General features: G+C 69.0%; 22 protein-coding genes and 1 pseudogene. 6 read left to right on the top strand and 17 right to left on the bottom strand.

Annotated features, from left to right (window positions below):
* Positions 1-4 precede the first annotated feature (4 nt).
* Positions 5-658: a hypothetical protein gene (locus P3T29_RS29660; protein ID WP_280719766.1), complete on the bottom strand. Its 654-nt coding sequence runs from the start codon at positions 656-658 to the stop codon at positions 5-7.
* Between the two features lie 479 nt (positions 659-1,137).
* On the opposite strand from P3T29_RS29660, the gene P3T29_RS29655 reads away from it, so the two are divergent.
* A complete protein-coding gene (locus P3T29_RS29655; protein WP_280719765.1) occupies positions 1,138-2,376 on the top strand; it encodes a hypothetical protein in 1,239 nt (412 codons plus the stop codon).
* A gap of 536 nt (positions 2,377-2,912) precedes the next feature.
* On the opposite strand, the gene P3T29_RS29650 is transcribed toward P3T29_RS29655, so the two are convergent.
* The 4 genes from P3T29_RS29650 to P3T29_RS29635 all read right to left on the bottom strand — a co-directional run bounded on the left by P3T29_RS29650 (position 2,913) and on the right by P3T29_RS29635 (position 5,701).
* Positions 2,913-3,431 (bottom strand): DinB family protein, encoded by a 519-nt coding sequence (locus P3T29_RS29650; RefSeq protein WP_280719764.1) that lies wholly within the window; start codon positions 3,429-3,431, stop codon positions 2,913-2,915.
* A 109-nt stretch (positions 3,432-3,540) separates the two neighbouring features.
* Complete coding sequence (locus tag P3T29_RS29645; protein WP_280719763.1) at positions 3,541-3,891, bottom strand: hypothetical protein; 351 nt, start codon at positions 3,889-3,891, stop codon at positions 3,541-3,543.
* 118 nt (positions 3,892-4,009) lie between these two features.
* Complete coding sequence (locus tag P3T29_RS29640) at positions 4,010-4,534, bottom strand: RICIN domain-containing protein (RefSeq protein ID WP_280719762.1); 525 nt, start codon at positions 4,532-4,534, stop codon at positions 4,010-4,012.
* A gap of 630 nt (positions 4,535-5,164) precedes the next feature.
* Complete coding sequence (locus tag P3T29_RS29635) at positions 5,165-5,701, bottom strand: RICIN domain-containing protein (protein ID WP_280719761.1); 537 nt, start codon at positions 5,699-5,701, stop codon at positions 5,165-5,167.
* A gap of 381 nt (positions 5,702-6,082) precedes the next feature.
* On the opposite strand from P3T29_RS29635, the gene P3T29_RS29630 reads away from it, so the two are divergent.
* Entirely contained in the window at positions 6,083-7,099 is a 1,017-nt protein-coding gene (locus P3T29_RS29630; protein WP_280719760.1) for a winged helix-turn-helix domain-containing protein, read from the top strand.
* A 261-nt stretch (positions 7,100-7,360) separates the two neighbouring features.
* On the opposite strand, the gene P3T29_RS29625 is transcribed toward P3T29_RS29630, so the two are convergent.
* A complete protein-coding gene (locus P3T29_RS29625) occupies positions 7,361-7,732 on the bottom strand; it encodes a helix-turn-helix domain-containing protein (RefSeq protein ID WP_280719759.1) in 372 nt (123 codons plus the stop codon).
* Between the two features lie 92 nt (positions 7,733-7,824).
* On the opposite strand from P3T29_RS29625, the gene P3T29_RS29620 reads away from it, so the two are divergent.
* A complete protein-coding gene (locus tag P3T29_RS29620; protein ID WP_280719758.1) occupies positions 7,825-8,664 on the top strand; it encodes an NAD(P)H-binding protein in 840 nt (279 codons plus the stop codon).
* Positions 8,665-9,015: 351 nt separating this feature from the next.
* Here P3T29_RS29620 and P3T29_RS29615 read toward each other — a convergent pair whose 3' ends face one another.
* The 5 genes from P3T29_RS29615 to P3T29_RS29595 form a co-directional block, all read right to left on the bottom strand.
* Positions 9,016-9,546, bottom strand: coding sequence for an NUDIX domain-containing protein (locus P3T29_RS29615; RefSeq protein ID WP_280719757.1), 531 nt, complete (start codon positions 9,544-9,546; stop codon positions 9,016-9,018).
* Entirely contained in the window at positions 9,543-10,238 is a 696-nt protein-coding gene (locus P3T29_RS29610) for a DUF402 domain-containing protein (protein WP_280719756.1), read from the bottom strand. Before P3T29_RS29610 ends, P3T29_RS29615 begins: the two co-directional genes overlap by 4 nt.
* A 57-nt stretch (positions 10,239-10,295) precedes the next feature.
* Positions 10,296-10,538: a hypothetical protein gene (locus P3T29_RS29605; protein ID WP_280719755.1), complete on the bottom strand. Its 243-nt coding sequence runs from the start codon at positions 10,536-10,538 to the stop codon at positions 10,296-10,298.
* Positions 10,539-10,552: 14 nt separating this feature from the next.
* Complete coding sequence (locus P3T29_RS29600) at positions 10,553-10,933, bottom strand: peptidase inhibitor family I36 protein (protein ID WP_280719754.1); 381 nt, start codon at positions 10,931-10,933, stop codon at positions 10,553-10,555.
* A gap of 134 nt (positions 10,934-11,067) precedes the next feature.
* On the bottom strand, positions 11,068-11,487 hold the full coding sequence (locus P3T29_RS29595; protein ID WP_280719753.1) for a hypothetical protein: 420 nt from the start codon (positions 11,485-11,487) through the stop codon (positions 11,068-11,070).
* A gap of 513 nt (positions 11,488-12,000) precedes the next feature.
* Here P3T29_RS29595 and P3T29_RS29590 point away from each other — a divergent pair.
* A complete protein-coding gene (locus P3T29_RS29590) occupies positions 12,001-12,840 on the top strand; it encodes a YhjD/YihY/BrkB family envelope integrity protein (RefSeq protein WP_280719752.1) in 840 nt (279 codons plus the stop codon).
* On the opposite strand, the gene P3T29_RS29585 is transcribed toward P3T29_RS29590, so the two are convergent.
* Positions 12,762-13,346: a VCBS repeat-containing protein gene (locus tag P3T29_RS29585; RefSeq protein WP_280719790.1), complete on the bottom strand. Its 585-nt coding sequence runs from the start codon at positions 13,344-13,346 to the stop codon at positions 12,762-12,764. The two genes, P3T29_RS29590 and P3T29_RS29585, sit on opposite strands and share 79 nt — an antisense overlap.
* Positions 13,347-13,396: 50 nt before the next feature.
* Between P3T29_RS29585 and P3T29_RS29580 the strand changes: the two genes are divergently transcribed.
* Entirely contained in the window at positions 13,397-13,525 is a 129-nt protein-coding gene (locus P3T29_RS29580) for a hypothetical protein (protein ID WP_280719751.1), read from the top strand.
* 765 nt (positions 13,526-14,290) lie between these two features.
* Here the strand turns inward: P3T29_RS29580 and P3T29_RS29575 are convergent.
* The 4 genes and pseudogenes from P3T29_RS29575 to P3T29_RS29560 all read right to left on the bottom strand — a co-directional run bounded on the left by P3T29_RS29575 (position 14,291) and on the right by P3T29_RS29560 (position 16,332).
* On the bottom strand, positions 14,291-14,809 hold the full coding sequence (locus P3T29_RS29575; protein WP_280719750.1) for a hypothetical protein: 519 nt from the start codon (positions 14,807-14,809) through the stop codon (positions 14,291-14,293).
* Between the two features lie 238 nt (positions 14,810-15,047).
* Positions 15,048-15,119 (bottom strand): annotated as a pseudogene (locus P3T29_RS29570) (repressor LexA); the annotation flags it as partial.
* 53 nt (positions 15,120-15,172) lie between these two features.
* Positions 15,173-15,913, bottom strand: a complete 741-nt coding sequence (locus tag P3T29_RS29565) for an alpha/beta fold hydrolase (protein WP_280719749.1) — start codon at positions 15,911-15,913, stop codon at positions 15,173-15,175.
* 185 nt (positions 15,914-16,098) lie between these two features.
* A complete protein-coding gene (locus tag P3T29_RS29560; RefSeq protein WP_280719748.1) occupies positions 16,099-16,332 on the bottom strand; it encodes a hypothetical protein in 234 nt (77 codons plus the stop codon).
* A gap of 162 nt (positions 16,333-16,494) precedes the next feature.
* Here P3T29_RS29560 and P3T29_RS29555 point away from each other — a divergent pair, with 162 nt between their 5' ends.
* Positions 16,495-17,523 carry an aminoglycoside phosphotransferase family protein gene (locus tag P3T29_RS29555; RefSeq protein WP_280719747.1) on the top strand — a complete coding sequence of 343 codons (1,029 nt, stop codon included), beginning with the start codon at positions 16,495-16,497 and terminating at the stop codon, positions 17,521-17,523.
* A gap of 50 nt (positions 17,524-17,573) precedes the next feature.
* Here the strand turns inward: P3T29_RS29555 and P3T29_RS29550 are convergent, their stop codons facing one another.
* Entirely contained in the window at positions 17,574-17,819 is a 246-nt protein-coding gene (locus P3T29_RS29550; RefSeq protein ID WP_280719746.1) for a hypothetical protein, read from the bottom strand.
* Positions 17,820-18,280: the final 461 nt, after the last annotated feature.

Below are 18,280 nucleotides of genomic sequence, written 5' to 3'. Positions count from 1 at the left end.
GGGATCAGCGGCGCTGGAGGAGCCAGGCGCCCTGGCCGCCGCAGCCGCCCGGCAGGTAGCTGGTGCTGCGGAAGCCCGCCGGCACCGGCGAGCCGGGGCAGGTCCACAGGCCGGCCCGGGCGGTCGTCTGGACCCAGGCGCCGATGCCGTTGCAGAGGCTGCGGTTGTAGTTGACGGTGACGTAGCCGGCCACGATCGGCGAGCCCGCACAGGTCCAGAGGCCGTTCTTGGCCAGCTGGTGGTACCAGGCGCCGATGCCGCTGCAACCGGCGGAGAGGTAACCGGTGATGACGTACCCGGACACGATCGGCGAGCCGGCGCAGGTCCAGATTCCGTCCCGCACCGGCTGCTGGTTCCAGGCACCGGCCCCGTTGCAGCCGCTGCGGATGAAGCCGGTCAGGACGTAGCCTGCCGGGATGGGCGTGCCGGCGCAGGTCCACCCGCCTATCGCGGGCCGCGCACCGGCGGACGCGTGACCGGACGCGGCGGCGGAGACGTGCGAGGACGCGCCGACGGGCGCGGCACCGGCCGTGCCGACGGCGGCCGTGCCGGTGAGGACGGCCGCCATCAGCGCGACCACCCCTACCGCTGCGGCGATCCGACCCCGGACCGCCGCCGTCGACGAATGATCCAACAGCCGGCGAAAATTGCTGCTCACTTCACACCAGTCCTATCGAGATGTCCACGTGGCGCCTCACGACGGCCGGGAGGCAGCGGGCAGTGGAGCAGAAGTGACACTAGTGGGCCCCGATACAGCCGATCATCACAGAATGGGCACATAATGAACTTGGCCTGAAACAGACATGAGAGGCCGTCAACTGCCGTGGACCTGGTGCACGCGGCGCCCGCCAGACGGGGCGGTGCGGCGCGGGTGGACCGCGACGTCTGCAAGGCCTCCATCCCCGCTGCAGCGCCGAGGCTGCACTTGAGAGCGTGTATGACAACGAGCCCGATGCGGGCGGGCGCTGGATGCGCCCGGCGCGCGCGGCCCAGGCAGTCCTCCCCGAGCACACTCGCCCGTGGGACGCCGTGGAGACCGGTCGGTTCCGCCGGCAGCCGGCCGCGTGCGAGCGGCGCGTGAACGACCCCCACTGACCGCTCTTGCCATGCCTGAGCAGCGGCTGGCACGATCGAGCGATGTTCGTCGAGTCCAACAGTCGTATTCCTGGGCCGCGTTGGCGGTCGGTCGGGGCGCTGGGCCTGCTCCTCGTGGTGAGCGCCTGCGCGTCGGGTCCCAAGCCGCCCAAGCCGCCGGTTCCGGAGTTCTCGGGCTCCCTGGTCCTGGAGGGGCGGCAGCCTCCTGGAACCACGATGGTCTGGCGGATCACCCACGTCGAGGGCGGCAAGGCCAGCGCCGTGCCGCTTCTCGACCCGGGCACACCGGTGGTCCAGGGAACGGCGGCACTGTCCCCGGACGGCACATCGCTCGCCTACGTGTCGGGCCGGATCATGACGGTGCGGAGCCTGGCCCCCGGCGCGCAGCAGATCACCGTGCCACCGCAGGTCGACGGTGCGTCGTGCGCCGAGTGGGCACCGGACGGCAAGCACGTTGCCTTCACGACCCATCAGGGGGTGTTCTCCGTCGCCCTGGACGGGACCTTCACCATGGTCGCGACGCGCAAGAGCGCGGACTACCGCCAGCAGCAGAGTTGGAACAACCCCGGTGTGCTCCCCACCGGCGGTCCGCAGACGGTGTACTCCGCGATGTCCTGCGCGCGTTGGCTGGACAACGACCACCTTGCCTTCGACCGGCTGAAGGGCGACATGCCCCAGCTCACGGGCCAGTACCAGGAGCCGTCGGCGGATGTGTCGACCATCGCCACCGTCCAACCGGGCCGGCAGTTGACCGACTTGGCCACCCGCTGGACAGTCGACTCTTCCTGCGGCAGCCATGTGCTGGTCGACGTGAACACCACGACGGACAACCAGCAGTACCTGTTCACCGATCTGCTGAAGCCAGGAGGGGGCGACCCCAACGACCCACAGCAGACGGCCAGGCACGAGGGGAGCACGCAGAACGACACGATGGGGCGGCTCTGGTACTTCCAGCCCGGCAGCTGCGACCTGGTCCGTGTCACCCAGAAGTCAGGCCAGTCAAGCGGCTACACCTACACCGTCACCACCAGCGATCCCAGTACGGGGGCCGTCGTCCAACAGCGCACCCTCCCCGTGGCCGTGGGTCAAGGCCTCGCGACCGGCTGGCCGATGTCTGGGGACACCGTCGTACCAACTCCGTCAGCGGGCTCCGCCGTGGCGGCGTACGCGGAGTCAGACCACCGAACCCTCAACCTGGTCGACCTGCGGACAGGTGGTGCTGTGGTCGTCGACGGCCCGTGGGCCGAAGCCGATCAGGTCCTCGGCTGGAGCGAGCACTAGTACTCCAGCAGGACTTCGATGTTTTGCCTGGTCAGAGGCTGTGTGGTGCAGTGTAGTGGGCTGATTGTCCGTCAGGGGCGGTCTTCATGAGACCGTCCCTCGATCGTGTGCAACCGCCGTTGGTGGTGGCAGTGGCGGGCGGCGGCCTGGTGCTGTCTGTGCCGGGCGGACCAGTGCCGGAGTCGGCCAAGGCCCCGCGTTCGGTCAGCCCTGCTTGTCGCCGCAGAACTCCGCCTCCAGGGACACTCTCGCCGACCGGCCACGGCGTGGAGGCGGCACGATGGAGGGCCCGCGCGCCGACGGACCACAGACCCTCAAGAGCTTCACCAACAGCCGGTCGAAGACGAAGGAGAGGAGGGAACGGCAGCGAACCGACGGCACTTCCTCGGCGCGGCAGCGTTGGCGACAGGGGCCGTTGCCCCGGCCGGTACCACGAAGGCGAGGCGGGCCAGGCTCACCCTGGAGCAGCACGGCCAGCTGCAGGCGCTCGGGGGTGCAGCGGTGAGAGCGCGTCAGCCGGGCCGGCTGGTCGGTGGCTAGTCGCCGGTGACGCCGTCGGTGAGCTCGCGGACGATGTCCAGGTGGCCCGCGTGACGGGCGTACTCCTGCAGGACATGGAACAGGATCCAGCCCAGGGTGGGCCGCGTGGTGCCGTCGTCGGGGAAACGGCCGCCGGCTGCGGCGACGGTGGACAGTGGCGTACCCGACACGACGGCGCGGGTGTACTCGCCACCCGCGTGCAGCGCGGCAAGCAGGCCGGCGGTCGTCTCCTCGGGGCCGACGCACCAGCGGTCCGCCTGGCCGCGGTCGCCCCAGGGGGCCGAGACCTGCTCGGCCCGGAAGCCCCAGCGCAGCCAGCGCTGCTCCATGTGTACGAGGTGTTTCAGCAACTCGAGCAGTGTCCATCCGGAAGGAAGCCGGCTGACGCGCAGCTCTGCGTCGGACATGCCCTCGATCTTGGCGTTGACCACGGACCGGTAGTAGTCGAGATAGTCCAGCAACAGCTCGCTGGGATCGGAAAGTCGCTGGTCCGGCTCGGGCAAGGAGGAAGTCATGGGTCCGAGTCTGCCACTGTGCGGGCCGGCACCCGGAGGGTCTTCCGTTGCCGGTGGCTCCACGGCCATCGCCTTTCACCCGCAGACAGCCCCTGTACGGACGGCGGGGTCAACGTCCGGCGACCGTGGTACCGGCGCCGTCGGGGAGCACCGGCAGTGGCCAGGCGGGGTCGGGCGACCAGGTGGGCCAGCCGCCGGCAAACGGGCCCGCACGGTCGTGCAGGAGGCCGAGCGCCCGTTCGCGGGCGGTGTCGACCAGGGCGTGGAGGTCGTCGACCCAGCCGAGGCGGCGGATCGGGGCGTATTCGTCGGCGTCTTTCCAGGACCACGAGGACAGGTCGGGTTCGGCGACCAGGCCGATGCAGAGGTCGAAGGTGTCGATGCCCAGGCCTGGGCGGCGGGTGAAGGGCAGCTCGAAGGTCACATACCAGTGGATCGGCTCACCGGTGTTCGGCTTCACCCGTTCGCCCGGAGAGGGGTCCGGGCGAACGGGTGAGGTGGCCCGGGGGGCACCCGCCACAGTGAGGTGGCCGGCGCGTCGCGACGCGGGCGTTGTCGGTGGCGAGGGGGATCGTGTGTCAGGCGAGTGTGAACATCTGGTTGTTCTGCCCCGTGCAGTCGTACTGGATGATGCCCGTCCCGTCGCTGGTGCTGGCGTCCCAGACGTCGAGGCACTTGTCGTAGAAGGTGCGGATCATGACCTTGCTGCCGAATGGCACGATCTTGAAGTGCTGGTTTGCCCCGTTGTTGCAGCCGTACTCGATGATGCCCGTCCCGTTGTCGCTGCGGGCGTCCCAGACGTCGAGGCACTTGTTGTCGGCGAAGGTGTGGATCTCGTACTCGTCGGGCTGGCCGTCGACCGGCTTGATCGTGAACGTCTGGTTGTCGTGGCCCCAGCAGGTGTACTGGATGATGCCCGTCCCGTCGTTGGCGTGGCCGCCCCAGACGTCGAGGCACTTGTTGGCGAAGGTCTTGATCTGGTGGGGTCCGGTGACCGGGGCGGGCGTATCAGCCGTGGCGACGAGCGGTGTTGCGGAGACGGCCGAGGCCGCGAAGGCCAGGACGGTCAGGGCGCGCAGCCCGGTCTTGGTGGCAGAAAGCATGATCTTCTCTTTTCTTTTCCTGGAGGAATGTGCCGGCCGTTGGGCGCCTGCGGGCCAGGCATGGGTATCGAACACGGCAATGGTGATCATGTGCGCGTCAAACTGGCCGGTCTGACGGTGGGCCTCAGCCCCGCCTTCAAGCCGGGCTGCATGTGTCCGGGCGGGATCGGACCGGCTCTTGTCGCGTCAGGGTTCACCGCATCGAAACCAGCGGGGCGGGCCGATGACCCAGCGGACCCCGGTCCGGGTGACCTTGCCGGTGCTGCACTCGTCGCAGGTCGAGGAGTGCTGGCGTTTCCACCAGAGCCTCGGCCCGGACCACGCCGCCGAACGACACGTCAGGGGCCCGAGCACTACGCCGCCCACCTCGCCGGCGGCACGGTCGTCGGGCTCTGCCCGGCGCGCCGGGGCGGACAAAGCGGCGTCCCGGGCCTGGGCCTGGCCGTCGACGGCAGCACGGCCTTCCCGCCGCTCGATCCGGGACACTCCGCCCTCACCGACCGAGACGGCCGCGCGGTCGAAGTGCACGCCAACCTGGACGCGCGGCGAGCGGGCCAACGGTGGGCCTGCCCGGCCTGCCGCATTGATGGCCGTGCGAGAGGGCTCGGGTCGGTGGCGGGGGATCGGGTGTCAGCCGATCATGAACCGCTGGTTGGGCTGGTGCGTGCAGGTGTACTCGATGATGCCTATGCCGTCGTTGTAGCTGGCGTCCCAGACGTCGAGGCACTTGTCGGCGAAGGTGTGGATCTCGACCATGGGGCTGTTGTCGACCTTCACGGTCTTGAAGTGCTGGTTGGCCTGGCCCGTGCAGGTGTACTGGATGAGGTTCGTCCCGTCGTCAGCGCGGCCGTCCCAGACGTCGAGGCACTTGCCGGCGAAGGTGCGGATCTCGTACACGTCGGGCTGGCCGTCGATAGCCACAAAATTGAAGGCCTGGTTGGCAGCCGCGTCGTTGGCCGCGCAGGTGTACTGGATGATGCCCGTCCCGTTGTCGGTGTGGGCGCCCCAGACGTCGAGGCACTTGTCGGTGAAGGTCCGGATGTGGTGGGTTCCGCTGTGGTTTGCGGGCGTATCAGCCGTGGCGACAAGCGGCGTTGCGGACACGGCCGAGGTCGCGAAGGCCAGGACGGCCAGGGCGCGCAGCCCGGTCTTGGCAGCAGAACGCATGGATCTTCTCCTCTTGCTGGAAGGGGGGAGTGCTGGCACAGGGTGTTTCCCGCGGGCCATCGGGCGGATCCGACCTGCCGAAGCGAGAGGCGTCGGCTGGAAGTGAGGACTACGTTGTCCGCCGCGCCTTACGCTTCCTACTCGCCGGTAGCGCGTGACTCATGGTGCGCGCTCCGCGGAAGGGGCGCCATGGCTTTCGACGGTGCTCGAAAAGCGGCAGAACCGGCCTGTCCCACTGGATCCCCCTATACCGACCCGATTCTGTACGGCTGTTGCGCTGTCCCTCGACCGGGCTAGCATGATCGTTTTGACCATTGGGACGACCGTTTCGCCGATGCGGGGCCCTGATGGTGCACCGTCCACTGTTCAGCTGGGGGGCTGATGCTTCGTCTTCATTTCACCGCCGCTGATCTGCAGCGGATCCGCTGGGCCGCGCATCCGGAACCGCTGATGGAGACCGTCTTCAGCCTCCAGCTCCTGCAGCAGCCGCAGGCGACCAGCGAGCCGTTCGCCCGCTGGTCCGCCCAGGTCCGCCAGAGCATCGGCCGGCGCGAGTTGCCGCTGTTCGACCTCGCGGCCGCTGATGACGGCGCGGTGACCGAACTCCTCATCGCCCCGCACGGCGCCGCGAGCCTGTATGAGGGCCTTGCAGCATTACAGGAACTTCCGAAGGCCCGGATGATCGCCGACCTGGCCTCCGCACGCAGCATGCGCCCGGACCTGCCGCAATGGATCACCGACGTCCACCACAGGCGGCCCGAGGCCACCGACCAGTTCACCCGCATGCTGAGCGGCTACCACCGCATGGCCATCGCGCCGGCCTGGGCGTATGTGGAGCACGCCGTGCGAGTCGCGGTCGACAGTGCGGCGGCAACGCCCGACATCATGCTCAACGGCCTGCACCCGTCCATCAGCTGGCAGTACCCCGTCCTTTCCGTCCCGTGTCACCTGCCGCAGGATGTGGACCTCGATCTGGCCGGCCGGGGCCTGGTCCTGGTGCCCGCGTTCTTCCTGCGCATCCCGACGGCCCGGGCCGACAACTACGACGACCAGGCCCCCATCGAGGTCTACATCCCCGTGCGCCACCCGCACGCCGCACCCGACGAAGACGATCCCCGGCCCGATCCCGGTCTCACCCGCCTGCTGGGGCGTACCCGGGCCGCCGTCCTCACCACACTGGCCACCGCGCGCAGCACCACCGAAATCGCCACCTTGGCCGGCATCTCCGCCGCAACCACAAGCCACCACCTCAACGCCTTACGCGCGGGCGGTCTCGTCACCACCGCACGCCAGCACGGCACTGCCCGGCACAGCCTCACCAACCTCGGCCTGCGCCTGCTCTCCCGCTCCACCTGCACCCTGGGCCAGCCCGTAACCGCCTTCCAGCCACCTGGCTGACCGGGTCGCCCCGGTGTCGCGCCCGCACACCGTGATCGGCCCCCGGGTCGCCAGGCACGTGCGGGTCGGACGGCGCGGCGCGGACCTGGCGGACCGCCAAGGGGTCCACCGGCTCCCCGCTCGGCCGGATCACCCCGGCGTCCGAGGCGGAACGTGCCGTACGGGTTGATGTGAGGACAGGATCGAGGCCAGGTGCGCGACGACTATCACCCATGTGACCAGGTCACGCTGGATTCGCCTTCGAGGCCGACCACTACCGCACTATCCCGGGCTGCGCGGCGGTAGCCGTTGTGTGATCCGGTTGAACAAGTCCGTCAGCGGCTCGCTGACGTCCTGACCGAACTCGGTCAGCCCGTAGGTGACCTGGGGCGGCGTCGTCGGCTCCACCTCCCGCCAGACCAGGCCGTCCTGGACCAGCGCGCGCAGGGTCTGAGCGAGCATCTTCTCGCTGATGCCCTGAATGCTGTCGCGCAGCTCGTAGAACCGAAGGTCGTTGCTCCGCAAGGAGATCAGCACCCAGATACCCCACCGGCTGGTCACGTGGTCGACCACGTCACGCGCGGGGCAGTCGGTGTGAAACACCTCATACCGATTGCCCGCCTCAGCCGGCGTCAGCTGCGCACCTTCCCTCATGTCCGGAGCTTACCCCTGGGTATGTTCTTACGAAAAGTAAGCCCGGCTCCTAGCGTCAATTACCGCAGTGCACAACGGACTAGGAGCTGAACATGATCGTGGTGACCGGGGCTACCGGGAATGTGGGCCGACCCTTGACGCAGGCCCTGGCCGAGGCGGGCGAGCAGGTGACGGCGGTGTCGCGGCGCGCGGTGGCGATGCCGGACGGAGTCCGGCATGTGGCGGCCGACCTGGCCGAGCTGACAAGCCTCACAACCGCGTTGGACGGGGCGAAGGCGCTGTTCCTCTTGCTGTCCGGCGACCTGCACGCCCCCGAAGCCAGGCCGACCGACATCATCGGCCTGGCCGCGGCCGGCGGGGTCCGCCGGGTCGTCCTGCTGTCTTCGCAGGGCGTGGCGACCAGGCCGCTCGGCCCGTCGCGGGTCGCGATGCGCACGGTGGAGGACGCGTTGCGGGAGTCCGGCCTGGACTGGGCCGTCCTGCGACCGGGCGGTTTCGCCTCCAACGCTTTGGCCTGGGCGGAGTCCGTCCGCACGCAGGGGATGGTCGCCGCGCCCTTCGGCGACGTGGGGGTGCCGGTCGTCGACCCGGCGGACATCGCCGAGGTCGCGGCGGCCTGCCTGCTGGACGACCGGCACACCGGCGGGGTGTACGAGCTGACCGGGCCAGAGGTAATCACGCCGCGTCAGCAGGCGGAGGCGATCGCCGCCGCGCTCGGCTCGCCTGTACGGTTCCACGAACTCACCCGTGGCGAGGCCAAGGCCACGATGACCCAGTTCGTGCCGATGGAACTCGCCGACGACACCCTGGACATCATCTCCGCCCCGAACCCGGCCGAACTGCGGATCAGCCCGGACGTGGAACGAGTCCTGGGCCGCGCCCCGCACCCCTTCAACGGCTGGGTCGCCCGCAACATCGCCGCTTTCCGCTGAAACTCAACTGAAGTACCCGGGCAGCCTCGTGCGGCTGCGACCGCACGAGGCGCCCACCTCCGTAGCGCCGTCGTCGGCGCGCGAGGCGCTGAGCCGCGCAGGCCCTCAGGCCAGGCCCTGCAGAACAGCCACCGCAGGGCCGGCCACGCAGTGCCACAGGGCTCTGTCCCATGCAGACCATCGCAGAGCCACTCGCCCCACCCGCACAACACCGGCCCAGACCAGGCACCACGTACGGCTGAACACCACCTGGTTCGAGGCATCGCGTACAGCCTGGCCAACTACCCTGAGAACTTTGGCCGGCTACGAAGCACAGTCACATCGGCCGGCCCGGGGCGTACGAACGCGGTGTCAGCGCCACTGGTAGGACGCGGCGGTCATCGCCGGGAGCAGCAGCGGGCCGCCGGTGGTGGTGTCGGGCTGGGCGGCCCGGGCGAGGGCCGGGCCGATGGCCGGGTAGAGGTGAAGGCCGGCCGCGTCGGCCACCGGCAGCCAGACCACCGGTGCCTGGTCGGGATCGTCCTGCTCGGTGCGGGCGACCGCGCGGTGGAGAACGGTCGGCAGGTGGGCGGTGAAGACCAGGTGCCGGCGGCGGAACGGCGTGGTCTCGCCCGGCCGCACGGTCTCCTGGTCCTGGACGAAGCGCAGCTGCGGCGGGTCGGGCAGCACCGCCAGGTCGAGGCCGAGTTCCTCGAGCAGCTCCCGGCGCAGCGTGTCCGACGGGTCCTCCCCGTCCTCGGCAAGACCGCCGGGGAACGAGAGCTGGAGGCCGGCCGGGCGCTGGCGCCGGATCAGGCACACCCGGCCGTTGTCGACCAGGACCGCGCACACCCGTACCCGGGCCTGGGTGCCCTGGCTGCTGCCGGTCGTCGGCGAGGTCACCGGCCGGTGGCCGGGTCGTCGGCGTCTGCGTCTGCGTCTGCGTCTGCGTCTGCGGGCAGCTCGGGCAGCGGCCACGACGGGTCCGGCGCCCAGGCCGGCCAGCCGGCAGCGAGCGGGCCGGTACGGTCGTCGAGCATGCTGATCGCCCGCCCGCGAGCCCGCTCGACCTGGCGATGCAGGTAGTCGTCGATCAGGCCGAGGCGGCGCAGCTGGGCGTACTCGGCCTGGTCCTTCCAGTGGTGCCCCGACAGGTCGGGGGCGATGACCAGGTCCAGGCACAGGTCCAGGGTGTCGATGCCGACGCCGGGGCGACGCTGGTAGGGCTTCTCGAAGTTGACGTACCAGCGCAGCGGCTCCCTCGTGGCGGCGTCCTGGAAGCAGTGAACGGAGAACCACTCGCCGGCCAGGAAGTACGAGAGCAGTGCGGTGCCGGTCCACCGGTACCGGCCAAGGGTCCAGGTCCCAGCCGCCAGGTCCTCCAGGCCCTGCTTGCGGGTGACGTCGTCCCCGCTGCGCGTCGAGGTGATCCACGTCGTCGGCGCCAGGCTCTCGATCCCCGGCCAGTAGGCCACCGTCAGCACGTGGCCGGTGTCATCGACCACCCGCTGCGGCATCGCGGTCCACACCCGGCCGGCGTGGACGTCGCGGCGCACCAGCGTGGTGCCGGGCTGGAACAGGTCGGTGTCAGTCACGGTGGCAGTCTTCCCCGCCTCGGGACCGGGAAGACCGCTCAATGGTGTGACGGTGGCTCAGGGCTTGGGGAAGCCGTAGTGACCGGCCGCCCAGGCGTTCGGCGGCTGCGGGGCGTCCAGTCGCTTGCGCAGCTCCTGGACCGCTTGCGCGAGCGCCTCGCGGTCGGTGGCGTCGACCGTGCCGTCCAGGAACGCCGAGACGTCGGCGAAGGTGCCGCCCCCTCCCCGAGCAGAGGAGAAGACCGTGGACGGGATGGTGCCGCGCGGACCGCTTCGCCGAGGGCGGCGACGCAGCCGCATCCCCTTCAACAACCCTACTGGGGTTTGAAGGAGCGGATCTGGTAGCTGCCCATCAGGTTGCCCCCGTGTCCGGGCCGGGTGGACCCGACGCGTGCGTGGTAGTTGGTCTGGGTGTAGTACTGCACCCGGTGCCCGGTCCCGTTCCATACGGAACGGACGGGCCGTCCGTTCCGGATGAAGGAACACGCGTCGGCGGTGTTCGCAACCTCGTCCTGTGCCCACTGACAGCGGGTTCCGCCGCCGTCCCAGTCGCTGTAGATGCAGAACTTTCCGGGATTGCAGTTGAAGGACGCCAGGTGGGCGGGCGCTGTGGGCGCTGCGGTCGCGATGGGTACGGTGCCGAAGGCGGCTACCAGGGCGACCGTGGCGATGACGAACGAGTGGATGCGTCGCATGGCAAAGCTCCTTTTCCTCGTCGGCTGTCCGGAGCAGCCGCGCCGCTCTGGACAGACGGAGAAGGATCGCGGGTGAACAGAAACCACCACTCAGCCCAACCGGGCCGACTGGCACAGCACCCCGGCCAGGGCCGTCAGGGGATGACGATGGAGAACGCCCGGTCCTCCCAGACGTTGGTCTTTCCGGTGATGACGAGGAAGGTGTCGGTGCGGTTGCCGCAGGTGGGGTCCGGCCACATCGAGATGCGGATGCCGTACTCGAAGGACGTGTACTGCAGGGTCGCGACGGGGACAAGCCTGGTCACGTCCACCTCCTTGTCCTCCAGCTCGACGCAGTACCTGCCGACGGCGGGCTTGGTGACACCGGCGATGCCCTTGGACCGGTTGACGCTGCCGTCCGAGTTGACCACTGCGGCCGCCTGCGCGTAGGGGGCGATCGCCTTCGTCGCTCCGGGCGGAGCCGCCACCGCCACCCCGGTCCACACCCCACCCACAACCAGGCCCAGCACCGCGCCCGAGCACGCCACCGCGCGGACCCTCTTGCTCCGGAACATGCGAACTCCTCTCACCAGCCAGCGTCACCCGGCATCGACAAGCCCGGACAGCAAAGACCGTACGGATGCGCACAAATGCCTGGAAGGCCCCACGGGGCAAACCACCCGCAGGAGCGACAGTGGAGCTGCACCCGAGGCGCGTTACAACCACCCACGAGCCCCCGGGCGCCCACATGCCAGTCGGCGAAGCCCGCCAGCTGGCGCGCTCAGTCACAGATGATGAGCAGGCGCTCCCCTCTTTCCATGCCTGTCTTTCCGATGCCTGGGGAGCGCGCGGCGGCCCGGCAGGAGACCTCTCCTGCCGGGCCGCGGACGGTGACGAGGGTTTGCATGCGGAGGTCCGCGTCGTAGCCGTCGGATGCCGGGGCGTCGGGCTAGTCTCGACGTGTTACGAACTCCCAGGTCCGAGGAGGGGATACGGCACCGATCGACCGCGAGCGCCTGATCAGAACGCTGACGTTCTGGCTGCGTCCGGGCTTCGCGCTGCGCGTCGTCAACCGCTTCCAGAAGATCGTGGGGTTCGACCGGTCGATGGCGCTCGCGTCTGGCGCGCTGACGGCCCTCATCCCGCTCGCGATTCTCTGCGGTGCCGTCCTGACCCGCTTGGGTGGCAAGGACGTTGCGGACCGCACTATCGACCGCTACGGCCTCACCGGTGGAGGGGCGGAGGCGGTCAGACAGATCTTCACCTCCACAAGCGCGGGTGTGGGCATCTTCGGGACCTTGTTCCTGATGGTCTCGGTGTTGAGCTTCACGCGGGCGATGCAACGGTTGTTCGAGCAGATCTGGGAGCTGAGTCCGCTCAGCGTCCGCAACACACCGAACGGCCTGAGGTGGGCGCTTGCCCTCCTCGGGTACTTGGCGGCCACTTCGTGGCTTCACGCCGTTCTCGGCCGCGGGCGTCTGGAGCTGGCCGCATCCCTGGTTGTGGTGCCGCTGACGGCGGTCTTCTTCGTCTGGAGCGGCTCGGTCCTTTCCGCCAAGCGGATTCTCTGGCAGGACCTCCTGCCGTTCGGTGTTGTCACCGCCCCTCTCACGGCGGTCTCTTCGATGGGCGCGACCTTCTACCTGCCGCACCTTTTCAGCTCCTACGCCACACGATATGGCGCGGTGGGTGCCGTCTTCGCGATGCTCTCAGCCCTCTTCTGCGCAATGTTCGTCATTGTCGGGTCCGCAGCGCTCGGGCGGGAGGTTCGCGACGAACTCGACCGTATCCGTCGAGGCGAGCGACCGCCGGATGACGAGGTCCGTCAGGAATGGGATAACGTCCTCGGTCAAATGCGACTGCGCTGGCAGACCACCCGGGAGCAGTTCTCCCACCGCCGCAGGAACAAGCATCCCAACCCGCCCTGACCCGAAGGACGACGCCACCGCGATCGGCCCGGCTGACCTGTGAAATCACCCACCGCCAACGAGAACGGGCTGTTCCCGGTGGGGTAGTCGACCTTGGGCGCGAAGGTACCGTCCCCGTCGCCCAGCAGTACCGACACCGTATTCGAAGCGTCATTGGCGGTGACGAGATCGAGCTCGCCATCCCCGCTGAAGTCACCCACCGCCACCGAGGCTGTATTGATCCCGGTGGGGTAGTCGACGTTGCCGGCAAAAGTGCCGTCCCCGCGACCCAACAGCACGGACACCGTGTTCGCACCGTAGTTGGCGGTGACGAGGTCCAGGTGCCCGTCCCCGGTGAAATCACCCACCACCACCGAGTTCGGGTTGTGCCCGGTGGGATAGTCGACCTTGTTTGCGAACGTACCGTCACCGTGGCCCAACAGCACGGACACCGTGTCGGAGAGGACGTTGGCGACGGCCAGGTCCGGGTGCCCGTCCCCGTTGACGTCACCCACCGCCACTGAGATCGGGTTGCTCTCAGTGGGATGGTCGACCGGCGCTGCGAAGACCGGGGCGGGTGCGACGTCTCGCGAGCCTGGTCGGCGAAGTCGACACCGCCGAGCAGGCTGTGGCCCTCGCCGTGGAACTCCTGCCTCCCGACAACCCCAGCCCGACGATCACCAACACTGCTGGCAGCCGCACGTGACGAAGGCCGTGTCCGGACAGGACCCACACGTTGATCAGGACGCGACTGGCGACACCCACGCTGCCACCCGCATCTGCTCAAGATCGTTCATGGAAATGCGACCGGAGCCAGAAACCCGAATCCTGAGCAGCGCGGCACCGTGATGACGCGGCGACAGGGGGTGCGGGTCGTGTGGTTCATGCGGCCGGGCACCCGGGGGCCGCATGTGCTGTTCGGTGAGAGGTTGCGGTGTAGACGCTGCAGGCCGCCCCCGATGAACGTCTCCACCTGGATAAACCGACGTCAGGAGGTGACCGGGATGGCGCGGCGGATCAGGGAAACGGTCTGCACGGGGCTGAGCCGGCCCGCCTGCGACCCGATCGAGCTGCAATATGTGATCAGCAACTGCAGAACAGCGATCCGGCGGACCTCAACGGGGGCGCTGCGCCAGGACTCGCGAGCCGACTGCGCACGTGGTCGCGGTACGAGGCCATCACGGTCAGGACCAGCGCCGTGACCTTGTCCGACGTGCCACGCGCGTTGCGGTGCAGCCGGTCGGTTCCGTCCGGCTCGGGCAGGCCGTAGGCGGGTCCGCGAGCGGGCCGAGGACCCAGGTTCGCCGATCTCCAAGCCCGCTGCCGATTCACGGAGGCACGGCTGCGGACCTACGCGATGGCCCTCAACCTGTTGGCTCGGGGGACGCTGCCCTGCTTGGGCGGGGCGAGGACGTCGCCGGGGTCCGATTCTTGCCGCGTCGCGGCCGGCACGTGCCGTGAGGTCGCGGGATCACTGCCTGTCCCACCAGCGTGGGGTTGAGTCATCCGGGGTGCTGGGGCTCGCGAAGTGGAACGGCAGGCCCAGCCGTTCGGCCAGCGCCCGGCCTACCGTGTTCGCCTCTTCCGCCTCCGGCCAGGAGGGGAGGGAGCTGTTGAAAAGGCGCATGTCCGTTCCGAATCGGATGAGCGCGAGGTGATAGGCGGCTCTCGGCCCGGTCGTGACGCCGAGCAGCTCGACGAACCAGCCCTGGGTGTCGCCGTCCCATACGGCCTCGATCGCTTCGGGGCGCCGGGGCAGCTCGCGGATCTTGGCGGTCAGGGCATCGACGTTCAACGGCGCCGTCGGTTCACGGTCGAACCGGCGCCCCAGCACGGCGTAGCGGTCGGTGATCTGATCGAGGCACTCATGGATGCCCGGGACCGGCTCCGGGCTGGCGTCGCGGATCACCTTGATCGCGTGGATGCGATGGCCCTTGATCAGCAGGCCGTCGACTTGCTCCCGGACGTCCGTGGCCAACGCGTCCCACACTGGGTTCTCCATGGTCGTATTCAAGCGTGAGGGTCACCCTGGGAGGCAACACCATTGTCGCTCTGGTGATCTGCGGAGCAGCGCCAGCCGGACCGGTCCGCGATCAACGGATCGTTGTTCTGTTTCCGCTGGGGGTGAGCCGGGCTGCGTGGCACGTCTACGGGGCTTGCTGACGAAGTTCGCCGGGCCACGGGCTGGGGGCGGCTCCGGTCGCCGGTGTGCCGGTGTGCCGGTGTCGGAGTCTGCGCAGCACGGCGACGACTTTGCCGAGGATGGTGGCGTGGTCGGCGGGGATGGGTTGGTAGGCGGAGAGTTGACCTCGGACGAAACGGGGCTTGATCAGTGGCTCGGATCCGAGTCGGCTCAGGGCCGGGTTGCCGGAGGCGGTGACAGCAAACTCTTGATCACGCGCTTGCGGTCCTTCGGGTGTTCGGCCAGCCATTGGTCGAGTAGATGTCCCGCACCGTCAAGAACCAGCGTTGCGGACCGAGGGTTGGCGCGCAGGTTCTCCTCGACGAGGGCTGCCATCCCGGGTGGAACCATCTCGTCGTGCTCAGGGAGTACCAGTACGATCCGGCCCCGGAACGCCGCCAGAGTGTCCAAGGCTGGGCTATCCGGCCACAGTTCCGGTCGGTGGAAGACCAGGTCGCCGAACGACTCGTCTCCGAAAGGGACGTCTCGCAAAGTACGTGAGTAGATGCCTGGAGCACAAAGGGCCAGGCACTCAACCCGCTCGTCGAATCGGCTGATCAGGTCTGCGGCGGTCTGGCCGCTCATGCTGAAGCCGACGAGGATCAGCGGGGCGTGTGCAGGCAGTCGGCTCTCGATGAGGGAGGCGGCCTGGTCTCTGCGGCGGTTGAGGGTCAGCTCAGACCATTGCCCCGAACTCTCGCCACTTCCGGTGAAGTCAAGGCCGAGCACTCGGTATCCCTGCGCTGCAAGATCCACGGCAAGCGGAAGGCTCGGCTCTTTGCTGTCTCCCCTGCCCCCGCCGTGCATGAGGACGATGCACTCCTGCTCGGCCACTTCCTGACTTGGCGTCACCTCGTAGCAACTGAGTCGTTCAGTGGCCCATTCGTGAGTCGATCTGGCGATCGTGGCCATCGTGCTCCTCTTGGATAGCCGAAGCCGTTTCGGGCAAGGCCATGCACAGCATCGTCTTCTTCACAGGCTGGACCGGCCAGGCTGCGGTCACTCGTACGGCGATCGTAGAGCCATGTCCTGCGGCCTGGGCGGGGTTTTCTGTCCATGTGCGAACAGGTGAGTCGGGGGCGAAGTTGTTCTTCAGTTCAGCGCGAGCGTTGCGCCAGCGGATATAGGCGCCGGTATTGCGGGATAGCGGAGGAGGTTCTGGTGAGGCCGACAGCCGTGCCGATCTCGCGTATGGAAGACGGGTAGCCGGTGGTGGCGGTGCGGATCGCGGTCACGATGGAGCGCTGGCGGTCGGTCAGGCCGTCGTCACCGGGCCTGGTTCCGCGCGGGCGGCCGGGGCGCCGTGGCGGTGGGGTGCTGTGGTCGGCCATGGCGCTCTCCGTGTTGATCTTGATGGTCCGGACTCCAGCCCGCCGGCGCCCCTTCGAACGCGGGATCCTGGTCGAACGGCCGCAAGCAACCGCGGCGTGAACTGCGCCGCCAGTTACCCGCCGCAGCCGCAGAGTTGTTCACCCGCGTGGAAGGATGAGCTCATGTGGTCGCGACTGCCGTTCGGGGACGAGTTACGGGCCGAACTGGGCTCACCCAGGCGCTCCCGGCGCCTGGGCAGCAGCCCGCGCTCACGTGTGTGGCGCGTCGAGCTGGCCGGGGCACCGGCGGTGGTGAAGCAGATCGTCGACGGTCCCGACGCCGGGGAGCGGTACGCCCGCGAGGTGGCCGCGCTGCGGCTCGCCGCCCGAGCCGACACCCCCGTGGTACCCGCACTACTGGCCACCGATCCCGGCGAGCGGGTGCTGGTCCTGGAGCATCTGGACCACCAACGCCCGTCCAGCGACTGGATCGTCGACTACGCGGCGGCACTGGCCCGGCTGCACGCCACCACCGGCCCGCAGGACGTCGGAGTACTTCCCCGCTGGCTGGGCCCAGTCCAGGCCGACGTCGACTCCTTCCTCAGGCTGGCCGAGGCTCTTGAGGTTCCCGTCGCGCCTGGCGTGTCCGGCGAGCTCGACGACCTCGTGCACCGGCTCGGCCGGGCACCGGGGCATGCCCTTCTCCACGGAGATCCATGCCCCGGCAATGACCTGCACACCACCAGCGGGATCAGGTTCATCGACTTCGAACAGGCCTCCCTGGGCAGCGGACTGGTGGAGCTCGCCTACCTGCGCATCGGCTTCCCGACATGCTGGTGTGTCACTGCGGCATCCGCTCCACTTCTGGACCGGGCGGAGACCGCCTACCGCATGGCATGGCGCACCGCGACCGGCACCGAACTCCACGGCGATCTCGCAGACGCGTGCGCCGGGTGGCTGCTACGAGGCGACGCGCTGGTTGAGAGGGCCCACCGCGGAACCACTGACCACCTGGCCCGGATCCCGGACAGGGACTGGAAGTGGGGCACCGCGACCGCCCGGCAACGGCTCGTCCACCGGCTCGGTGTCGTCGGCCAGACGACTGCCGACCGCGCCGACCTGAGCGGCCTCAGCAGACTCAGCACGGACATGCGCCAACGCATGCTCGCCCGCTGGCCCACGCTCCCACCAGTCCCATCACAGCGCCCATAGACACCGGTTGATATCCCGGATCGCGCGGAAGCTCGAACCACAACTCTTGACTATTCCTCGACGGTGACCGGCCCGTCGGGGTAGACAGGCGGCGGCACGTCCAGCCCCGGCAGGTTCAGCAACTGGACCGGCCGGTCGGAAGCGGGGGACCCGGTGGCGCGCAGCCCGCCCTGGACCTCAAGCCGGGTCGGTACGCCCAGCCCGTCCACACCATCGGCAGGCAGGCTGATGCTGTACAGGTGGAAACCGGGCCGCTGCGGCCGGTAGGTGGCCTGGACCCTGCCCTCCGAAACCACCGCAGCAGCCCGCTGAACTCCAGCTGCCCGTCGACGACGGCGCAGACCTCGCCGTCCAGCACCGTCCCCACTTCCAGCGTGGCTTCCATGGCGGGCAATTCCTCTGGCAGACGATCCGTCAGCGACCGTCAGCGCCGCGACCACACGCCGTGACGGTGTCCGCGCAGGCCAGTCGGTGCCGGACATCACCTCGTTGATGCAGTCAGCGCCGACTACGTGCGCGACGTGATCCATGCGTTCAACGAGCGGGGGTTCGAGGCACTGGACCCAAATTCGACTGCCGCTCGAACGGGGGTTCTCGGTCGGGTGATCTTCCGATGGGCCGACATTCTCATCACAAACCGAGCCGCTGGACGGCGCTCAACCAATGGGCAATTGCCAACCTGAACGTGCAGGTCACGGGGCTGGTGTGGGCCGGAGGCGGGGTGCTCGGGCTGGTCGGGGACGTGATTGCTAGCAGG

It is taken from the genome of Kitasatospora sp. MAP5-34, from assembly GCF_029894335.1.
In the GTDB taxonomy this organism is placed as follows: domain Bacteria; phylum Actinomycetota; class Actinomycetes; order Streptomycetales; family Streptomycetaceae; genus Kitasatospora.
The sequence above is the reverse complement of the archived record's forward strand: the minus strand, read 5'-3'. Positions and strand labels throughout refer to the sequence as shown.

What these genes read in the sequence shown, in the direction of transcription:
- P3T29_RS29555 (WP_280719747.1), top strand. Translation starts at nt 16,495, where the DNA reads ATGTGGTCGCGACTGCCGTTCGGGGACGAGTTACGGGCCGAACTGGGC.
- P3T29_RS29560 (WP_280719748.1), bottom strand. Translation starts at nt 16,332, where the DNA reads ATGGCCGACCACAGCACCCCACCGCCACGGCGCCCCGGCCGCCCGCGC.
- P3T29_RS29630 (WP_280719760.1), top strand. Translation starts at nt 6,083, where the DNA reads ATGCTTCGTCTTCATTTCACCGCCGCTGATCTGCAGCGGATCCGCTGG.
- P3T29_RS29650 (WP_280719764.1), bottom strand. Translation starts at nt 3,431, where the DNA reads ATGACTTCCTCCTTGCCCGAGCCGGACCAGCGACTTTCCGATCCCAGC.
- P3T29_RS29655 (WP_280719765.1), top strand. Translation starts at nt 1,138, where the DNA reads ATGTTCGTCGAGTCCAACAGTCGTATTCCTGGGCCGCGTTGGCGGTCG.
- P3T29_RS29600 (WP_280719754.1), bottom strand. Translation starts at nt 10,933, where the DNA reads ATGCGACGCATCCACTCGTTCGTCATCGCCACGGTCGCCCTGGTAGCC.
- P3T29_RS29595 (WP_280719753.1), bottom strand. Translation starts at nt 11,487, where the DNA reads ATGTTCCGGAGCAAGAGGGTCCGCGCGGTGGCGTGCTCGGGCGCGGTG.
- P3T29_RS29605 (WP_280719755.1), bottom strand. Translation starts at nt 10,538, where the DNA reads ATGCGGCTGCGTCGCCGCCCTCGGCGAAGCGGTCCGCGCGGCACCATC.
- P3T29_RS29640 (WP_280719762.1), bottom strand. Translation starts at nt 4,534, where the DNA reads ATGCTTTCTGCCACCAAGACCGGGCTGCGCGCCCTGACCGTCCTGGCC.
- P3T29_RS29620 (WP_280719758.1), top strand. Translation starts at nt 7,825, where the DNA reads ATGATCGTGGTGACCGGGGCTACCGGGAATGTGGGCCGACCCTTGACG.
- P3T29_RS29565 (WP_280719749.1), bottom strand. Translation starts at nt 15,913, where the DNA reads ATGGCCACGATCGCCAGATCGACTCACGAATGGGCCACTGAACGACTC.
- P3T29_RS29625 (WP_280719759.1), bottom strand. Translation starts at nt 7,732, where the DNA reads ATGAGGGAAGGTGCGCAGCTGACGCCGGCTGAGGCGGGCAATCGGTAT.
- P3T29_RS29635 (WP_280719761.1), bottom strand. Translation starts at nt 5,701, where the DNA reads ATGCGTTCTGCTGCCAAGACCGGGCTGCGCGCCCTGGCCGTCCTGGCC.